This window comes from uncultured Algibacter sp., from assembly GCF_947495675.1.
GTDB lineage: Bacteria > Bacteroidota > Bacteroidia > Flavobacteriales > Flavobacteriaceae > Algibacter_B.
Genome location: NZ_CANLZX010000016.1, coordinates 17284 through 38079, shown reverse-complemented (window position 1 = coordinate 38079; position 20796 = coordinate 17284). Strand labels below are relative to the sequence as shown.

Below are 20796 nucleotides of genomic sequence, written 5' to 3'. Positions count from 1 at the left end.
GGATGACAAATAATTTTTATTAATTAAACTAGGTAGAAGAATGTAAATACAAATACCCAAACTAAATCTACAAAGTGCCAATAAAGACCTACTTTTTCAACCATTTCATAACTTCCTCTTCTTTCATATGTACCTAAAACAACATTAAAGAAAATTATAATGTTTAACACAACTCCAGAAAATACGTGAAAACCGTGAAATCCTGTTATGAAGAAAAAGAAATCTGCAAAAAGAGGTGAACCATATTCATTTACATGAAGGTTTGCTCCCTCTACATATAATCGACCGTTTTTCATTACTTGGTTCATAGATTCTTCTCTTGAAAGAACTGTTTTTTCGCCTTCTTCATTAATTATTTGAGTGCGAACTAAAACATCTTTATTTGCTTGTAAACCATGAATTACTTCATCCATAGTAAATGTAGGTAAAGTTCCTTCATCAACAAACCAAAGTCCATTTTTACTTACATGCTGTGTTCTATCTTGATGCTTTGCTGCAACAGCAAAGTCTCTTACAGCAACACGTTTAAATACTTGCTCGCCATTTTTATCAACATAATGTCCAAACTGCAAAATGTTTCCACCTTTTGTTTGTATTGCGCCGTAATCACCTTTAATAAACGTATTCCACTCCCAGGCTTGAGAACCAACAAATATTAAACCAAATATTATGGTTAAAAACATGTATATTGTAACTTTTCCTTTATTCATATGGTGTCCAGCATCAACAGCTAATACCATAGTTACAGACGAAATAATTAATACAAACGTCATAAAAGCTACGTAATACATAGGTGCATCTACACCGTGTAAAAACGGAAAGTGAGTAAACACTTCATCTGCAATTGGCCATGCATCAATAAATTTAAATCTTGAAAATCCGTAGGCTGCTAAAAACCCTGAAAATGTTAAAGCATCTGAAACGATGAAAAACCACATCATCATTTTACCATAACTTACCTTAAGTGGTTGGTTGCCACCTCCCCAAGTTTTGCCTTCTGCTACTGCTGTACTCATATATAATGGTTGTTATTTATAAAGTTGGACAAAAATAATCAAATTATTCATCTAATAAAATATACCGCTTTAAAAATTGAAAACATGATAAAAATCATTGTTAAAAATAAATTGATTACTCCATTAGCTTATTAACTTCAGGATAAAAAACCTATCTATTTTTACTTTAGCAAGTATTTCACTTATTACCTTTTTTTGTTTTTTCTTGCTTTTATTAAACTTTAATGTAAAACACAACTATCTATCAAAACACTTGTGTTACAAGAAGATAAAAGGCTTTTTCACCTAATTATTACCTAACAAAATATAAAAATAAGAAAAGGTAAACCCACAGTATGTCTATAAAATGCCAAAACGTTCCTGCTAATTCAAAACCCAACATATTAGTAGCATTGTACTTTTGTTTAAAATGATTATAAATTACAACCAATAAACAAAATAAGCCAACTACAACGTGTAAAATATGAACTAAAGCTATTAAATAGATGTAAGACATAGTTACATTACTAGTTGGTCCTGTAAAATTATAACCTAAATCAATTATTTGTTGAAAACCTGAAAATTGATTAAATATAAAAACAAAACCCAATGTTAATGTTGCAAACAACCATAAAGACGTTGCTTTATGGTTACCATTTTTTAAAGCACGCTTAGCTAAAATAAAAGTTATACTACTTATAATTATTACTACAGTACTAACTATAAAAGCATTTGGCAACTGAAAATCTTTTAACCAATCTGGTCTAGAACTACTTACCACAAAAGCACTTGTCCAACCTGCAAAAGACATTATTAAGGAAATAATGCCAAACCAAAGCATCATCTTTTTTGCTCTGCTATTTTTTTCTTCTTTTGTACCTTGAGTTAAATCCATAATTTATCTGATAAATTTATCTACTACATAAATAATTTGCACAAGTGTAATATAAGAGACACTTACAAGCATTAATTGTCTAGCTGCTTTTTCAGTCATTTTTTTAAATAAACCTATAGCATAATAAAGCATCCATAATCCTGAAAGAAAAACAAGTATTGCAGAAATAATTGAAAGTTGCAACTTTCCTGTAAAACCAAATACGGGTATTATTGACACTAAAATTGTCCAAATGGTATACATAATGACTTGTACTGCGGTTCCTTTATCCTGTTTACCTGTAGGTAGCATATAAAAACCTCCCTTTTTGTAATCGTTATATAGAAACCAACCAATAGCCCAAAAATGTGGGAATTGCCAAAAAAACTGCAAAGCAAATAATGTACCTGGCTCAATTCCAAAATCATCTGTAGCTGCTACCCATCCTAACATAAAAGGAATGGCTCCTGGAATGGCGCCTACAAATACAGAAATGGGTGTTTTGGTTTTTAAAGGAGTATAAATACAGGTATAAATAAAAATAGAAATGGCACCAAACATAGCTGTTTGTTTATTGATGGTATATAAAATAATAATACCAAACAATGTAAATACAGATGCAATAATAAATGCTGTATTTACAGACATACGCCCTGCAGGCACAGGCCTATTCTTAGTTCTATCCATTAAAGCATCTAAATCTTTCTCAATAATTTGATTAAATGCATTTGATGCACCAACCATAAAGTAACCTCCTAAGGCTAATAAGATTAATGTTTTAAAATCTATAGTTTCGACACCAAGCAAATATCCCGCAACCGAAGAAAAAACGACGCTTAAAGCTAATCGCATTTTAGTGATTTCTTTAAAATCTGAGATTATAGAATGTGTTGCTATTGAAGATTCTGATTTACTCAATGTTTTGTGTCTTTAACGGCTTTTGTTTTGCGAGTGCAAAGATACTCAATAAAAGCATAATGCTAAATTTAAAAGTGTTATCTGCACTAAAAATTGTACTTTTAAGATAGTTTTAATTTTCAAAACCACTTATGAAAACCTTAAAAACCTTCTTTTTACTTGTATTTGCTACTACAACTAGCATAGTTTGTGCCCAAGATAAAAATGTAACTATAACAACCCATAAACTCACCGAAAGCATATACATGTTAGAAGGAAAAGGTGGAAATATTGGAATTTTTGTTGGTGATGATGGTGTGTTTATGATAGATAGTCAGTTTGCTCCATTAACACCAAAAATTATTGAAGCCATTAAAAAACTAAGTATAAAACCTATTAAATATTTAGCTAATACACATCATCATGGAGATCATACAGGTGGGAATGAAAACATATCTAAACAAAATGCATTGATAATTGCTCATGATAATGTTTATAAACGCATTAAAGACAACCCGAAACAATCAGACGCATCACTTCCTGTAATTACTTTTAATGATAAATTGAGTTTATACATTAATGGCGAACAAGTTCTTGTTTTTCATGTAGATAACGCCCATACCGATGGAGATGCTTTACTCTACTTTACAAAAAGCAATGTTTTACATACTGGCGACACCTATTTCTGTAAACGCTACCCATACATCGATTTAAATTCTGGAGGTTCTGTTAATGGTTATATACAAGCTATAAAAAGCGCTCTTATTTTGATTGACGATAACACTAAAATTATTCCGGGTCATGGCAATCTTTCCAATAAAGAAGAATATGAAACTTTCTTATATATGCTAGAAACTTTGAAAAGAAAAGTTGAAACCGAAATTAGTGAAGGAAAAACTGAGGAAGAGGTCGCTTTAAATTCTAGCTTAACAAAAACTTACGACGACTTAAATTATGGGTGCTGTTTTATATCTTCAGAAAAAATGAGACGTACGCTTTACAAGAGTTTAAAAAAATAATAAAACAATACCTACTTATAAAGGGGTGGGTTAATTATCAAAATACCAATTAAACAAATCTGTTCTTATTCCAAAATTAAACCAAACCGTATTATTTTTAAATGTTGTTACTGTAGTAGCCTCTGGATTAAAATTTCTTACTGTTATATCTGCAAATACTTTAAGATTTGTTGCAGGGTTTAACAAATACCCAGCTTGTAAATTCCCATTAAATGTTTTTGTTTTTATGCCTTGCCCCACTTCAACACCGGTATCAAATGGTCTGTCGTTGTAATCTCTATAAATATCGGCTCCATAACTAAAATCGTCTGTGCCATTATTAAAATCTAAACCTCTAGTTCCAAAAATTAATTTTGCATCAGCAAACCAGCGCTTGTAACGGTAACGCCCAATTATAATTGCTTCGCTAAAATTAGCTCCCCATAAATGTGCCATAGATTGGTTGTTATGGGCGTAGTTTAAAACAATGGTATTATGAGAATAGGTATATGGCCTTACGCGATTGTATTCAAATTGTAATAATAAATTATCAACCTTAAAGGCGTTATAATATTTAACCCCTAACTGATAACCAAATTTATTCTTCCAGCTTTTCTCACCTGCTTTTACATCACCTAAAGAGAATTCGTCTAATATAAACTGACTGTAAATATTTATATTATCATTCCATTTGTATTTTGCAGAAGCGCCTAACAAAGCATTACCAGCACCTTGTCCTGTTTCAAACTCAATAGCTCTATAGAAAATTATTGGATTTAAATAGTTTACATCAAAACCGCGATCGTTAGAGTTTGTCCATAAAACCGATTCAAATAAACCTATGTTTAATTTTTTTGATACGTTCCAACTTAAATAATGATTGGCAATATATTTTGTTAAAAAAGCTTTATCTTCTTCTACTTCGGGGCGCACATCTTTTAGCCACATCCATGTATTGGTGTATTTTATTTTCCAGAATTTAGTATTTAATTTTAAAAACGGATGCGGACTTGCTACATCACTTAACAATAACGAACGATATCCATCTCCTATAAAGTTTTTACCATGACCAAACTGAATATTTATAAACTTAGCAGGCGCAAAAGACAAATATGCTTCTGCAACCGGATAATCATATGAATTGGTCTTAAAACGCTTTGCTATACCACGCCCAGGAATTATTGCCGGATCTGGACCAAATGCTTTTAAGCTTTCTGCATACCTATTTACATAGTCTGCAAACCGTCCTTGGCTTTCAAAAACAGAGGCATAAAAATTTAATTTATTACCTAAACCACCTTGAACTAAAAATCCTCTAGTGTTATTATAAGTTGAACTAAAATCGGCATCTGTATCTTTCCCAACTTGTAAATCTAAAATAGGATCTACAGTAAACCAATAATCTTTGCCTTGCAATTGTACTAGATGCTCATTCCATAATTTTTTACCCGCCCATGTTTCAGTCTCTTTTTTTAATTGTATTTGTTCAGCTTCAAAATCAAAATATTTTGAAACTTCCTCATAAACAAATGGTTTAGATGCTGTATGGCTGTTTGTACCAATTAAATTCATTTGTCTATCAAACCTAGCATAATCGCTGTGTGTAAATTGAATATTCAATTGGCTTTTAAAAGCTTTATTTTCAAAAGCTTTTAAATCATTATCAACATCTTCAAATTCTTTTTTAGCAGCTATCTCTAATTGTGAAACTTCTTTTTCTTTGGCTAAATCTTGAGTTTTAATAGACTGGTTAACTAATGGGATCTTGACAGGAATGGAATATTGCTTAAATATATTTTTACCGTTGTAAGTTGCGGGTTGTATTTTTGGAAACTCAGAAAACACACGTTTTACTTCTTCTTTTAGTTCATTATACAAAGCATCTATATAAATTACTCGAAATAGCCCTGTAGAATCTACTTCAAAAAGCACAACAACCTCACCTTTAAAGCTTTCATTTGTAACGCGTTCTGGAACTTTAAAATTTTGATAAATATTATCAAAAACATTTTTATCAAAACATCTTTGTAAAGAATCTACAGCTACACTTTCACAATTAGGAAAAACTGGTGGTTTTTCAGAAAATAAAGCATTTTGAGAATAAGAATTATATTGAACTAAAAGTATAAGTAGTACAATGAATTGCTTCATGTTTTCTTGTTATGATTAATTTAAGTTCGAAAGATACTATATTTTTAGATTCTAGTTGCTCTTAAAAAATGATAAGTACTTTTAAAAAAGTGGCTATATCATGAGAATAAAAAATTATTTTATTTAAAAAAAAAAGCCGCTATAACTTTTATATATAACGGCTTTTAAAGTAATAAATTACTTGTAATTTTATTTATTTAACTTGAAATACTATTGGCAAATTATAAATAACACCAACATTCTTATCCCTTTGCTTTCCTGGAGTCATTTTGGGAATAAAATTTATTACTCGAACTGCTTCTTTTTCTAATTTAGCATGTGGCGCTCTGGTTTTTATATTGGTTACATGTCCATTTTTATCAATTGTAAATTGAACATCTATTTTTTGTTTACCTGTTAGACCATAATTAGATGCTATTTCTGTACCATCAAATTTTCGTTGAATAAGCTTTGAGATTTTTTCAGACATGCATTTTTTCCTAGTATCATTGTCTTTGGCATTTTCACAGCCTGGATATATTGGCGCGTTTTGAATGGAAACAAAAGGCACATTTTCTGGTTCTTCAGGTTTCTTTTCTAACTTAGGGAGTACATCAGGATCAAAAACAGGCACATCTATGGTTGTTTTAACAATTGCCTCTTTAAAAAACTTTTCTGGTGTGTCATTAGGAACTTCCTCAAATTTTTCAGGATACTTTACTTGTTTTCGTTCAATTGGTTTTTCTGTAACAACAATTTCTGGCTTAATTATAGGTATATCTACATAAGTATCATCATCTGGTATTCTAGTTGAATAATCTATTGGAATAGTTGTTTCAAACTTCATTTCAAGAAGTCCGAATGCAACTAATAAACATACGATTAACCCAATTTGAAAATAAAGGGTCGAGTTTTTTTGTAAATTCGCATCATGCTTTTGTGATTTTTTCACGATTTGCTCATTTTGCCGAATGAGTTCGTGAGAGTTCTTTTGATTTCTCATAATAATTAGAATTTAAAATGTTAATATTATGCTAAAGTCACAATAAGCATACCAAAAAGAAATCCCGTTACAGTTTTGTAACGGGATTTTATATAAAAATTAAATGATCCAAAAAAAAACTACTCTTTTAAATATTTCCTAAAATGAAAAAACCTCGAAGTTAGCTTCGAGGTTTTTAATATATAAGTAAACTTATGTTTTCTTAATCTTGTACTTGGAAAATAATTGGTAATGAGTATGGTACATTTACCGGCTTACCACGTTGTTTTCCTGGTTTCATTTTTGGCAATAAGCCAATAACTCTTTTTGCTTCTTTTTCTAATCCAGGATGTGGTGCTCTAGCACGAATACCAGTTACAGCACCTGTTTTATCAATTTTAAAAATCACATTAATACGTTGTCTTCCTGATAAACCTAGATCACTAGCCAACTCTGTATTAAATTTTTTATTTACAAATTGAGATATTTTTTTAGACATACAATCTCTTTTAGCAGTATTGCTTCCTTTTTCACAACCTGGAAAAATTGGCACATTTTCAATTACTGAAAATGGTACATCAATGTCTTCTTCTACTTCTTCAACTTCTACTTCTTCAACTTCAACAATTTCTGTTTCTTGATCAGCTTCTGTAGATTCGATAACCGTTTCTTCAATTTCAACCTCATCTTCAACTATCTCAATTACTTCTGGTGCAGCAGGAGGTGGTGGAGGTGGTGGAGGTGTTTGAATTTGTTCTGTAATTGGAATTTCTTCTTCATCAATTTCATCCATATTTAATTGACCTATATCAATTTCTGCCTTGTCATATGTTTTGTAATTGATTGCGTAATTAGTTAAAAACAACATTAACGCTAATCCAATGGCGAAGTAAAGTGAACTGTTACGTCCAACATTTGCTTTGGGATTTTTTTTAAGTTCCATAATTTAAATCGTTTATCAAGAATGCTAAAATAACTATTTATTTTTCAAAAAAGCAAGTGTTTAAGAATTTTTAACTTGTGATCTATTATTTATCCAAATTAAAACTGAAGCAATTAGTGCTCCTAGGGTATTAGCTAAGGCATCATAAACATCTAAGGCTCTTGTAACTGTCATTGTATCTTGTAATATTTCAATAATTATACCAAATATTACAGCTAAAATAAAAGCATAAATTAAAGCTTTATTTTTTTTTAAATTAAATGTGTAAAAAAAAGCTAAATACCATAATAATGCGAAAATGCTGTAAGCTAAAAAATGAAATATTTTATCGGCAAAAGATATATGAACATCAGGGAGATCTTTTAATGTTATTAAACTTACTGTTCCTAATGTAATTGCATAGCCCAATGCAACTATAAACGCAGCTTTTTTAAGCACCTATTAGCTTTTTATAGTCGTCTGCAGACAATAATCCGTCAACTTGTGATAAGTCTGAGCACTTTAGTTTTATCATCCAACCTGCTTCATAAGGATCCGAATTAACAACTTCAGGTTCATCTTCTAATCCTTCATTAAACTCAATAATTTCACCGGATAATGGTAAAAATAAATCTGAAACCGTTTTTACAGCTTCAACGGTACCAAAAACCTCATCGGCTTCTAAAGTCTCATCTACAGTTTCAACTTCAACATAAACGATATCTCCTAATTCACTTTGAGCGAAATCAGTAATTCCGATAGTTGCTATATCACCATCAACTTTAACCCACTCGTGGTCTTTAGTATATTTTAATTCTGAAGGAATGTTCATTGTATGATTTTAAATATGTTTATTCAACAAATGTATTTATTCAAATCTTAAATTCAAATAGATTATATGTTAATTACCAAAATTATATCTAACTGTAAATCCTGAACGTATTGTTGTTTGAGGAAATGCCGTTGAAATTGCATAGTCTGAGAAGGTGTAATCAAAATAGAAAATACCTGTTAAGTTTTTACTAAACGCATAATCTGCTGAATATTTTAATCCCCAAATGGTTTGTCCAGATGTAATTTGATTGTTTTCTAAATCTAAATATCTGATGATTGTTTTGTTATCTCTTACAGAAATATCTGCTTTCATATTTAAATCGCTAACAATACGTTTTTTTGGACCTGCTAGTTTAGATCGTATTCTTAAATCTTTAATTCTATATCCTAAACCAATAATATATTCGTTTCCTTGAACTTCGGTTAATAAATTATTATCAAAACTTAAGGATAACATTCTGTCTTTCTTGATTTCGGCTAGAATTCTAACCGAGTTTTTCATTTCTAAATCAATTCTAACTAACGGACTAAATAATTCTGTTAAGTTAATATTACTGAATAAACGCTCGTTTTTAAAATTACCTGATTGGTCTTTGGACTCAGCTGGCTGATCAGAATATTCTGTTCCTGGAATAGGTGCTTCATTATCATCAGGATTTAAATTTAAGTTCAAGTTTGTATTAAATTGATTAATAGTATAATTTGAACGATAGCCATGTGTAACAGAAAAACGTTTAAAGCGCTTTTTAAACCAACCAAATTTCATAAAACCTGTGTATTTTAAATCCCAGTTTGGAATAGGAATATCTCTAAAAGCACTTGTTTTAACCTGGTTTGCATCTTGGCCAGAATAAGCTGCTAAAAACGCCGGTAATAATACTTTTTGACTGCTTTTACCAAATCCTTCTGGGTAACCATCTTCGTCTCTAGTGTAAGTATTGGTACCATAAAACTTTTCGGCTAGTCGGTCTGCGACTTTTAACCTATTGGATCTAAAATCTTCAAAAGGTTCAGAATTAATTTCATCACTTTTACTAAATGCTGTTTTTATTAAAACTGTCGAGATATTAAAGTTTCCGAAAGTATTTGGTGTTAAAGGATTATAAATACCATTTTCAACTCTATAATTTTCAGTAAAGTTTTGGTAGTATGCTCTATTTCCAACAATATCAATTTTTAAATCTCTTACTGGTTGTAAACTAGCAGAAATATCTAATTGTTTGGTGTTTGTAGAAGTATATTGTTGATTAAACTCATCAAAGGTTGTTAACCAACCACGTCTTGCTGCCAAATATCTTATATCACTTTGGCTACCAAATGTAAAACCTACTGTTGGTTTTAAGGTTCCTACAAAACCAGGCGTATTTAAATAACCTGGCAAAAACATACCATTATTCTCAGAATAATTTACTTGAATTCTTTTTATACTTGTTAAAATATCTACACCAGCATTTAATAGTTTTGTTACACCTTGATTTTTAGATCTTGAAACCGTCTTTTTATTTTCTTTTTGTTTGCCTCCCGGAGGTGCTCCTGGTGCTGTTCTTGTACTAGTTCTAACACGTCTAATTGGCTTTTTAACTAATCCGATATATTTGTAAAAACGCGTCATATCCAACGATGTGTTGATATTATGAACATTAGAGTTTTGAACGGTATTTCCTAAATCGTAGGTTTCGCCATCAACCTCTAAACTTCCATATAAATCAGAGCCTTTTTGCCATTGAAAACTACCAGTATATTGGTATGTTGCATCAATAAAACTAAACATTGGCAATTTATTAATTGGTAATTGATAGGTAACCCCAAGGTTTTGAGTTTGCCTATTTGGGTCTCCAATATCTAGTAAACCATCCCAAACATCTAAATTTTCATCTTGATCTCCGGCTATTAAATCGTTGTCTTTAAAATAATTTCTAACAATATTATTGTTAGCCGCAGTAAAATTAAATTGTAATGAATTAGTTAAATTATAATTGATTGCATATTGAAAATCGAAGGTGTAATTTCTTCTAAATAATTCTTCTATACCTATGTTACCACTATCTGCAGTTAAATCAATTTCTCTAAACTTCTGTCTATTAAATTGCCTGTTAATATCTGTATTAATAGTAAAACTTGTTGGTAATAAATTAAAATTAAAGTCTTTTAAAAATTTCCAATACTTACCATTAAATAGTGAATCGTTATTCTTAAATGGCTCAATAGTAACTGGATTAAAATTATGTGCATAATTAGCTCCTACTCGTAATGTTTTGTTAACAGAGTTTTCAATTTCAAAATCTCTGTGTTGTACTTTATTGTATGAGTAATTAAATGTTACATTTTCAACATCATAAAAACGTGGTTTTTTATCTGTTGTTCTTGTTTTTCTAACCCCAATAAAGTTAATACTTTGACGTTTAGTATAATCTTCAGAATTTTGTCTTATTTCTTCTTTTTCAGTTTCAGAATTGGCTGAAGCTATTCGAGAATCTAAAGTTAAATCCTCATAAAATTGATCGTATTTTGGTGTAATTAATTCTTCACTTTGCGAATAATTAAATGGCACTTGTATACCCCATTTTTTTGGTAATAATTGACCAACATTTATATTGGTAACCACATCATATTGTTTCACATCTTCCAAACTACGTTGACTTGGCCCTTGTTCTAAAGACCCAAAACCAGAGGTGCTTTGTCTACCAGTTGCACTAATACTAGCAAAGTCTGCAATATTAGTATCCATACTTACTACAGCTGCCCAACCACCTTCATTATCTAAATCTGACAATCGTAATTCATTAAACCACACCTCTGCACAGAGGTCGTTATTAGTGGCGTTTTTTACCCCAACCATTAAGGTTCTTATATCTCCAAAATTAGGATTTCCTTTTATTCCTACACGGTGTTGCCCAATTTCATAACCATCAAAAGGATCTGCTACCAGAACAATTTCTCCATCTATCACATCATAAAACGTAGGGTCTTCGTTGCTTAATGTCATATCTGAAATACCTTGGGCTTTAATTTTCCCTAAAATATCTACAGGTAAATTAATCTCATTTGATGTTGGCCATAAGCCAGATCTTGTGGTGGATGTTGAAACTTCTAAGGGAATTTCTATTTGATAATAATTTTCGGTTAAATCATTACCCATTCTAATAAAACCAACCAATTCTTTATCTGATAAAGTACCTATACCAGACTCGCCATCTTCGGCATGCATAAACATTCGCATACGTTTATATTGACGCATGTCTAGATTTATGTTTTTGTATACTGCTCTTGAATCTTCAGTTTCTAAATTACAAGCTTTAACAACTAAAGACTGCTCGTTTTGACTCACAACAGTATTATTATTAAATAACTCTTCTGGCTCTATTCCTGGAGGTCTTTGGTAACTTCCTTCGTTTTCAATTGTACCAATTACACCAACTGAGAAATCGGTATTATCATCATCTGGATCATCATCATTAAATTCTAACGACTGGGTATAACGTCTCCAATCACTTCGAACTAAATCTAAAGTACCAAAACGAAAAATAGTAGCTTCTTGAAAATCTTTAAGGTAAATTCTAGTAAATCTTACAGAACGTAAATCGTTTATACCACCAACTGCTTTAGCATGACTTCCTTCTACCGGAACCCTAAACTGGTACCATCTTACATTTACCGATTCTCCATTTGGAAGCGAACGTGGTTGATCTTTAAAATCTCTTAAAAACTCTTTTAATGGATTTGAATCTGGAATATTCTCAAAATCTGCTTGAGATTGAGGTAAATTAGCTCTTGTAAGGTCTAGTTCATATTCAAAATAACTATCAATCGTATTCATGGTATTATCACGATTAATATCTTCAACATCTGGCTGTGTGTTAGCAGCCCTATCTGTATCTGTAAAAGTATCTGGTGTATTACCTTGAACTCCATTATACTTTTTATAACGATCAAAAATATTACCGTCTGTATTTAAAAAGTATGCATAGTTATCGCCCGAAGGATCGTCTCCAAAATCAGTTCCAAATTCTAGTATTTCTTTAGCATCATCAAAACCATCATAACCCACATCTTGATTGGTTCGTTCTTCTCCTGTGCTATCAAAAGTATAAATCAATGATTGATTTTGAGGCACTACAGTACCCCAAGTTGTTTCAGGTAACAAATCTATATTTCCATCTTTAGGCAGTCCATTTTCATAGAGTTTTTTTCCATCCTTAATAACATCTTCTGAGATATTACCAAGATTAAAGACTAACTTACCTCCTGGATTTGTTGGATTACCTTGAAAAGGATCTTGTAACCAAAAATCGATATATTCTACATTTTGTTGTTCAAAATCTGTAGAAGTAATTTGCCTAGTTATTCCCGCCCAACTTTGCTCGGGATTATCTAGCAGACCATCATTATTATTATCAGAATCAATTAGTGGTTCAAAATTATAAGGTCCACGTTCTTCTGGATAATATGCTAAATCTAAAGTAAAAATAACCGAATTTTGTCCTTGTACTAAATCTTGCTCTGGGAATAGTTCATTAATAAAAACACGACTGGTATATAGTCCCGAAACATCCTCATCTGATATTTCATCTGGACGTTGGCTACTATAAAAAATAGGATCGATTGTATACCAGTTTAAAAGCGCTCTGTCATAACCGTTTTGAATTCCAGCTTGATCTTCTAATTCACTATCATTACCATCACCATCAATATCTAAAGGTCTACTTGATAAAAACCAAGATTGTTGAGATTTTAAATCGATTCCGTTTTGCGATCCTTCAAAATCATCTATATACGAAGTTGCTTCGCCATTTAAATCGGTGCCTTTAGGAGCTCCTGGTGCTAAATAAGCAAATTCACCACGAAGTGATAAATTAGACTCCACATCGGTATCTATATTTGGTAATTTATTTGCTAAGCGTGTTAAAAATGGGACTTTGGTAGAATAATTTCCGTTAATTCCAAAAATGGTATTATTTATAGATTCTGAACCATAGTTTGCTTTTTGCGTAATTGGCCGTTCATTTAAATTAAGCAATGTTGCTCCTAAAACAAAATTTTCATTGAATTTATGCTCAACATTTATTCCTGTGAAACGTCTAGTTTGCTGACCAAAAACTGCATTATTCTCTGTTGAAACTTGAATTGGTGTATTTGATGCTTTTAGGGATTCGTCTAAAATTTGAACACGTCCTAATTGGTAATTAACAGTATAATCAATACCCTCTACCAACACACGGCCACCAGCAGTTACTCTAACCGAACCTCGTGGCACATTAAATGCACCTATTGGAATTCCATCACCTCCACCAGAAGATTTGTAACGCCCCTTTAATTTGAATTTATTTTTTTCTACCTCTTCTAAAGCTGCTGTTTTTGTACTTTTATATAGAATATCATAAACATATTTCTTTTGGTCTTCATTAAACAATGCATTATCCGCATCATCATAATTAGTACCACCACCTAATACATTATATAAATACTCACCAAATGGTTCTGCGCTTGTAAACACAATTTTACCATTTTGTGGAATTACAGTTATACCTGAAACAAAATCAAAAAAACCATCTCCTCTTGACTGCGGATCGTTGTTGTAATTTAATTTATCCAAGTTAAAAACTCGCAACAATGGGGAGTTTTCCAGAAGGTCATCACTTGGTGTACTTGCCGTTACAGGGTTTCCATTAATATCTAATTCGAAACTAGCTCCAACTGGTGAAATAAAATTTAAAGGGGATGCTTCGTTATAAAATATGTTAAGCGTAAAATCATCTTGACTTAAATTGTAAGCACCAGTATCGTAGATGTTTTTCATCATTAAATCCCAAACTGGTTGATTTACATTGGTAATACTGCTTTTTAACATTTTTAAAACCAAAGCTGTATTTACTACCGAAATTACCTCATCATCATCATTTAATTCGACATCAGTAGCTTCAAGACCATCATTTGCAAATTCACCTACTTGATAAACTTTGCCACCTACTGTATATTGAAATGCTACAGCTAATACCTCATCATTGTTTAATCGTTGATTAAGGGATATGTAACCGAGTTCTGTATTTAATGTATACTCCTGCCCATTTAATAATTTTCTAGCATTTTCTAGTTTTGCATAGTCACTACCTTCGTTTACTTGAGTGCTTAATGCACCAAAACCTTGCTCTGCAGTAGAAATATCTCGAATTTGATTAGTTAAAATTGAAGTTGTTCCAATAGCTGTAGGGTCAAAATCATTATTAGCATTATCTGGAAATGAGGTTGTTGTATTTATAAATCCACCTGGAATTGGATCTAATAATAAATTATCTTTTTCTGGTTGTGCAGCACTATAAAATGATTCACCTAAATCTTGAATTGCAAGAATATTTCTAACGTTTTCAGTTCTATTACTTCTATTTGTAATCCAAGCTTCTAAACGTGTTATTTGCAAACCCTTATTGTTTATAAATGGGTAATTTGCTAGGGCTTTATCATATTCATCTCTAAAATATTGTGCCAAAAAGAAGTGTCTATTTTCATCATACTCTCTAATAAAAAACTCAAATTCTTCTAGGGTACCACCTCCTTGGGCAATTACCGTATTAGCTTGAGATTTTTGCTCAGAAAACACACCTGTAACAGTTGTTTTACCAAATTGAAGTTGTGCTTTAACACCAAACAAACTTTGTGCTCCTGTTATTAAAGAGCTATTTAAAGGCATGCTTACATTACCAACTTCAATTTTTTGAATAATGTCGTCTTCGGTTGGTGTGTATTCTAATTTTATAAGTTGTTGAAAATCGAAGGTAGACTGTGTATCATAATTTGCGGTAACCTGTAATCTGGTACCTACTTTACCTAATAGACTTAAACTGATTCGTTGATCAAAATCAAAAGTAAAATTACTTCTATTTCTTGGTGAAAAGGATGGATTATCTTGTCTAGAAAAAAGTACTCCTAAATCCATTTCAACAGATCCTTGAGGAACAACCTCAATAGTATTACTTCCAAAAATAGATTCAAAGAAATCTGATTTTACATAAAATTCAGGAAGCAAATTTTTTCTACTTTCTTCTGACCCTTCTTTTTTTCCATCAAAAGCATCAATTTTTTCTTTGTAATAACTGCGTAAATTTTCTTTAGCAACTAAGGCATAATATTCTTTAGGCGTTAAAATAACAGGGTAATTGATATTAAAACTACCAATTTTTTCTGTGTAAATATATCTATCAGTTATAGGGTCATAAGTATATTTAGACTCTACACTATTTGGATTTGGTACTTTAATACTCCCCAAACTAAACCCTGTTTTAGTTGAGTCTTGAGCGGGTTGCTGAGACCAAGCCACTATTGAATAACATAATAAGAATGCTATTAGGAGAGATTGTTTAGTAAAGAAATTTAGTTTATTATTGATTTGGTTCAAAATATTTTTATAAATTTTTTAAGGCCTGCTTAATTATCGTTTCAACATCTGCATCAGGTTGTCCCATCACTATTTTATCCACAACGCGTTCAGCCTGTTTTTTTACAAAACCAAGCACTTCTAAAGCAGATAACGCTTCATCTTTGTTGGTATTGCCTTGAGGCATAGAAACATCGTCAATATCGTAAATCTTTAAAATTTTATCTTTTAAATCTAAAATTACGCGTTGCGCCGTTTTAGCTCCAATACCTTTTATAGATTGTATAAGGGCTACATCACCTGTTGCTATTCCTTCTCTAATTTGCTTTGGTGTTAAAGATGATAACATAGTACGTGCAATACTGGCTCCTATACCACTTACAGAAATTAATAATCTAAATATTTCACGTTCTGCTAGAGATGAAAAACCATATAACGTATGTGAATCTTCTTTTACTTGAAGGTGTGTGTATAGTTTTAAAACTTCACTATCTGAAATCTGAGAATAGGTGTGTAATGATATGTTTAACATATAGCCTACACCATTACAGTCAATAACAACATGTGTTGGGTTTTTTTCAGTAAGTTTACCTTGAATATGTGTTATCATGAATTATTAATAGTTAAACAACCAAATGTAATAAAATTATTCACATTACTTTTACTAGTTCTCTGCATTTTCTAATTCCCACTTTTGTTTATGCTGTGCATCTATAACAGCAATGGCTGTCATATTTACAATTTCATCAACGCTAGCTCCTAATTGAAGAATATGAACTGGCTTACGCATACCTAGCATAATTGGCCCTATTGAATCTGCTTCATTCAATTCTTTTAACAACTTATAAGTAATATTAGCAGAATCTAAATTTGGAAAAATTAATGCATTCACCTTTTTGCCTACCAACTTTGAAAACGGAAAACGTTCACGAAGCATATCATCATTTAAAGCAAAATCTGTTTGCAACTCTCCATCAACATCCATTTCAGGATAATTTCTATGCAAAATAGACACGGCTTCTCTTATTTTTGAAGCTTTTTCATTTTCTGATGATCCGAAGTTTGAATAAGATACCATTGCTAAAACTGGATTTAAACCAAACATTTTAATAACACTAGAGGTCATTTGTGCAATTTTAGCTAATGTTTTAGAGCTAGGATCAATATTTATAGATGTATCACTCAAAAACAAAGGCCCTCTTTTGGTCATCATTAAGTTTGTTGTTGCAGCACGACTTACTCCTGGCATTAAACCTACAAGTTCTAACATTGGTTTTACAACCGATGGATAATTACGTGAATACCCTGAAATTAAAGCATCTGCATCACCTTCATTAACCATCATAGCAGCAAAATAATTACGCTCTCTCATTAAGCGTTGCGCAGCATAATATGTTACTCCTCTTCGCTTACGCTGTTCCCAATATACTTTAGCATATTTATTTTTACGTTCGTTTTCAGCATCTGTTTTTGGATCGATAATTAGTATATCTCCTTCAAACTCAATTTCTGCCATTAATGATTCAATGGTGTCTTTTCTACCAAGAAGTATAGGTATTGCAATACCTTCTTCATGAACAATTTGTGCTGCTTTTAAAACATCTAGTTGGTCTGCTTCAGCAAAAACCACACGTTTTGGATTAAGTTTAGCTCGATTCAATAACAACCTAACCAACTTATTATCAGAACCTAATCGCTCAAGTAAGGTGTCTTCATATTTTTCCCAATCGGTAATAGGGTATTTAGCAACACCACTATCCATTGCTGCTTTAGCTACAGCTGGCGGAACTTCTGCTATTAATCGTGGATCGAAAGGTTTTGGTATAATATAATTTTTACCAAATGTTAAACGGGTTTCACCGTAAGCAATATTTACTTGTTCTGGTACTGGTTCTTTTGCTAATCTGGCTAAAGCTTTTACCGCTGCCATTTTCATGGCTTCGTTAATTTTAGTAGCTCGTACATCTAAGGCTCCTCTAAATATAAAAGGAAACCCAAGTACATTATTTACTTGATTAGGATGGTCACTTCTACCAGTAGCCATAATGATATCCTTTCTGGTTGCAATTGCAATATCATATTTAATTTCTGGATCTGGATTAGCCATAGCAAAAACGATTGGGTTTTTAGCCATAACTAGAAGCATTTCTGGTGTAACAATATCTGCCATTGAAAGACCAATAAAAACATCGGCATCTTTCATGGCTTCATCAAGCGTATCTATCTTTCTGTGAGTAGCAAACTCTGCTTTTTCTGGAGTTAAATTATCTCTATCATCTCTAATAACGCCTTTACTATCGCACATTACCATGTTTTCGCGTTTAGCACCAAAGGCTTGATATAATCTTGAACATGAAATGGCTGCCGCACCAGCACCACTTATAACTATTTTAACGTTTTCTAATTTTTTTTCTGCTAATTCAACAGCATTTAATAAGGCTGCAGCAGAAATAATTGCAGTTCCATGTTGATCATCATGCATTACTGGAATATCCAGTTCTTCTTTTAAACGTCTTTCAATCTCGAAAGCTTCAGGTGCTTTAATATCCTCAAGGTTAATACCTCCAAAAGTTGGTGCTATGTTTTTAACGGTTTGAATGAATTCTTCAACATTTTCTGTATCAACCTCAATATCAAACACATCAATATCTGCGAAAATCTTAAACAACAAGCCTTTTCCTTCCATTACTGGTTTTGAGGCTTCTGGACCAATATTTCCTAGACCTAAAACGGCAGTACCATTAGAAATTACGGCAACTAAGTTCCCTTTAGAAGTATAGCGATATGCATTTTCTTTATCTTTTTCAATCTCTAAACAAGGAGCTGCTACACCCGGTGAATATGCTAAAGACAAATCTCTTTGGCTTGCATATTTTTTTGTTGGCACCACTTTAATTTTACCTGGAGTTGGTTTTGCGTGGTATATAAGGGCTTCTCTACGTTTACTTTCTTCGCTCATAATATTGGATTATTAACTAATTAACAAAGATAATAATCCTATGAAAGCAGGCACCTAATCTTTTAAAAAATTGATGCTTACTTTAAATATTATTTTTTAATTAAAAACCATGGTTTTATTTTCGCCTGCTTCGGTATAATCTATTGAAAAGGTGTGATTTTTAAGATCTGCATAAAGATATGCCGCCTCTTCTGCATTTGTCCATACAATATCGATTTGAGCATCTGAAGTTTCAATAATTTTCATAGTCCCCGAAAAAGCACTTAATGTATTTCTTAACCTTAAAAGCTCAAGTTGCCCTTTAACAACAGGTCTATTAACACCATCTTTAATTTCTTGCATAGATAGCGTGGTTCTGTTAATTTCCTTATGGCCTCCGCTACCACCTTTATCGGCAGCTTCATAATCATTTTTACCGGCAAAAACATCTAAATACCATACTTGAGGAATACCAGGCATAAATATTTGTATAGCTCGAGCTAATAACAACTTTTGTTCATTTTCTCCTAAAGCACTAAAAAAAGTGGCATTAACTTGATAGTAAGATATTTTTTTACCAGATGGCCCATAAAGATTTTTTACGCGCCCGCCACGATCCATTATTTTGGTCATAACAGCTTCTATTTCTTCATCCTGAAGCAAGCCTTTATTATAGACCCCATTAACCTCTTTACCTTTTAAATCTAAAACAGGAATACCATCATGACAACCAAGCATGTTTACGGTTTTATACCCTTTTTCAAGAATTTCGTTAGCCCATTTAAGCAGCGCCTTGCTACTGCCAGTTTCAATGGTATGAATGGTTAAACCTGGAAGGAAAAAATCGTAAATAAAATACCCTTCACTAGCAACCTCATCGTGTAAATGCAAGCCATATTCGGCATGGATTTCCGGCAATACCATTAAATTATTTTTGTATGCTATTTCTTTAATAGCCTTTAAATGCTCCCAAGTACCTGGTTTATTAAAAAAGTTAGTTTGACCAACTTCTTTATGTAAATATGCAAAAGCATCAAGCCTTAAAATTTTACCGCCAAAATCGCTAACTTTCTTTAAAGTTTCCTCATAAAACTCCCAAACTAACGGTGAATTAGCATTAACATCCATTTGCCCTAAATACGAACATTTTTGATGCACAATTTGAATAATTTCCTTTTTAAAGGTATTACAATCTTCAAAATCTATGTGCTCTAATGCTTGCTTTTCTTCTATGCCAGCATTAACTTTTTTAACTATTGCAATGGCTTGCTGTGGATTTAAGCCTTTAATATTTTGTAAGTCTTCTGCATCTATTTTGTTATATGTAATTTGCTGATAAAAGGTATTCCAATATGGTTTTTCGGCACCATCTGGAAAAGGTACTTTTAATATTGGCAACCCAGATTTCCTCATAAATAATTTATTAAGAAATTCTTCTTTAGGAACAATAACACCATCGTGCCCCATTTCACCGTGGCCTTCCCAAAAGGTATTCCAATTGATGAAAAAATCTTTGTATTTAGAGTTTTCACCGTGCTTTAATAAATCTTTAAACTGAGGTGAGGCTACCGATAAATGATTTAAAACTATATCAAACTTTAATTGAATATTTAGGTTTTCTAAATCTGTTAAATCATCTTCTGAAACTAACTCTTTATTAATGTCATAATCAATTACCGAAAACCCTCTATCTAAATCGCTATTAAAAAACGTTGGCAGCACATAAAACAAAGAGAAAACATCCTTGAATTCTGGCATTTTCAGCATAGTAATGGTATCTTTTAAATTTATACCTATACTATCTGGGTAAGCATTAAGCATTACGCCGTTGGTTATTTTATTTTCTTTCGACATTGT

The 20796-nt window shown here is 31.8% G+C and carries 13 protein-coding genes; 1 reads left to right on the top strand and 12 read right to left on the bottom strand.

Annotation, left to right across the window (positions count from 1 at the left end; all coding sequences use genetic code 11):
* Positions 1-23: 23 nt before the first annotated feature.
* The 3 genes from Q0842_RS11790 to cyoE all read right to left on the bottom strand — a co-directional run bounded on the left by Q0842_RS11790 (position 24) and on the right by cyoE (position 2787).
* The gene (locus tag Q0842_RS11790) at positions 24-1016 is read right to left on the bottom strand and encodes a cytochrome c oxidase subunit 3 (RefSeq protein WP_298498281.1); all 993 of its coding nucleotides are present in this window, start codon (positions 1014-1016) and stop codon (positions 24-26) included.
* 292 nt (positions 1017-1308) lie between these two features.
* Positions 1309-1890, bottom strand: a complete 582-nt coding sequence (locus tag Q0842_RS11785) for a cytochrome c oxidase subunit 3 (protein ID WP_298498279.1) — start codon at positions 1888-1890, stop codon at positions 1309-1311.
* A 3-nt stretch (positions 1891-1893) separates the two neighbouring features.
* On the bottom strand, positions 1894-2787 hold the full coding sequence (gene cyoE / locus Q0842_RS11780; RefSeq protein WP_298498277.1) for a heme o synthase: 894 nt from the start codon (positions 2785-2787) through the stop codon (positions 1894-1896).
* A 131-nt stretch (positions 2788-2918) separates the two neighbouring features.
* On the opposite strand from cyoE, the gene Q0842_RS11775 reads away from it, so the two are divergent.
* A complete protein-coding gene (locus tag Q0842_RS11775) occupies positions 2919-3785 on the top strand; it encodes an MBL fold metallo-hydrolase (RefSeq protein WP_298498276.1) in 867 nt (288 codons plus the stop codon).
* Between the two features lie 30 nt (positions 3786-3815).
* Here the strand turns inward: Q0842_RS11775 and Q0842_RS11770 are convergent, their stop codons facing one another.
* The 9 genes from Q0842_RS11770 to Q0842_RS11730 form a co-directional block, all read right to left on the bottom strand.
* On the bottom strand, positions 3816-5915 hold the full coding sequence (locus Q0842_RS11770; RefSeq protein ID WP_298498274.1) for a gliding motility protein RemB: 2100 nt from the start codon (positions 5913-5915) through the stop codon (positions 3816-3818).
* 193 nt (positions 5916-6108) lie between these two features.
* Positions 6109-6846, bottom strand: coding sequence for an energy transducer TonB (locus tag Q0842_RS11765; RefSeq protein ID WP_298498272.1), 738 nt, complete (start codon positions 6844-6846; stop codon positions 6109-6111).
* A 253-nt stretch (positions 6847-7099) separates the two neighbouring features.
* Positions 7100-7819, bottom strand: a complete 720-nt coding sequence (locus tag Q0842_RS11760; RefSeq protein ID WP_298498271.1) for an energy transducer TonB — start codon at positions 7817-7819, stop codon at positions 7100-7102.
* A 60-nt stretch (positions 7820-7879) separates the two neighbouring features.
* The gene (locus tag Q0842_RS11755; RefSeq protein WP_298498269.1) at positions 7880-8257 is read right to left on the bottom strand and encodes a VanZ family protein; all 378 of its coding nucleotides are present in this window, start codon (positions 8255-8257) and stop codon (positions 7880-7882) included.
* Positions 8250-8630: a glycine cleavage system protein GcvH gene (gene gcvH / locus Q0842_RS11750; RefSeq protein ID WP_298498267.1), complete on the bottom strand. Its 381-nt coding sequence runs from the start codon at positions 8628-8630 to the stop codon at positions 8250-8252. Before gcvH ends, Q0842_RS11755 begins: the two co-directional genes overlap by 8 nt.
* 69 nt (positions 8631-8699) lie before the next feature.
* A complete protein-coding gene (sprA, locus tag Q0842_RS11745) occupies positions 8700-15944 on the bottom strand; it encodes a cell surface protein SprA (protein WP_298498266.1) in 7245 nt (2414 codons plus the stop codon).
* An 85-nt stretch (positions 15945-16029) separates the two neighbouring features.
* Positions 16030-16611 carry a Holliday junction branch migration protein RuvA gene (gene ruvA / locus Q0842_RS11740; RefSeq protein ID WP_298498264.1) on the bottom strand — a complete coding sequence of 194 codons (582 nt, stop codon included), beginning with the start codon at positions 16609-16611 and terminating at the stop codon, positions 16030-16032.
* 54 nt (positions 16612-16665) lie between these two features.
* Positions 16666-18960 (bottom strand): NADP-dependent malic enzyme, encoded by a 2295-nt coding sequence (locus tag Q0842_RS11735; protein WP_298498262.1) that lies wholly within the window; start codon positions 18958-18960, stop codon positions 16666-16668.
* 96 nt (positions 18961-19056) lie between these two features.
* A complete protein-coding gene (locus Q0842_RS11730; protein WP_298498260.1) occupies positions 19057-20793 on the bottom strand; it encodes a glycosidase in 1737 nt (578 codons plus the stop codon).
* Positions 20794-20796 lie beyond the last annotated feature (3 nt).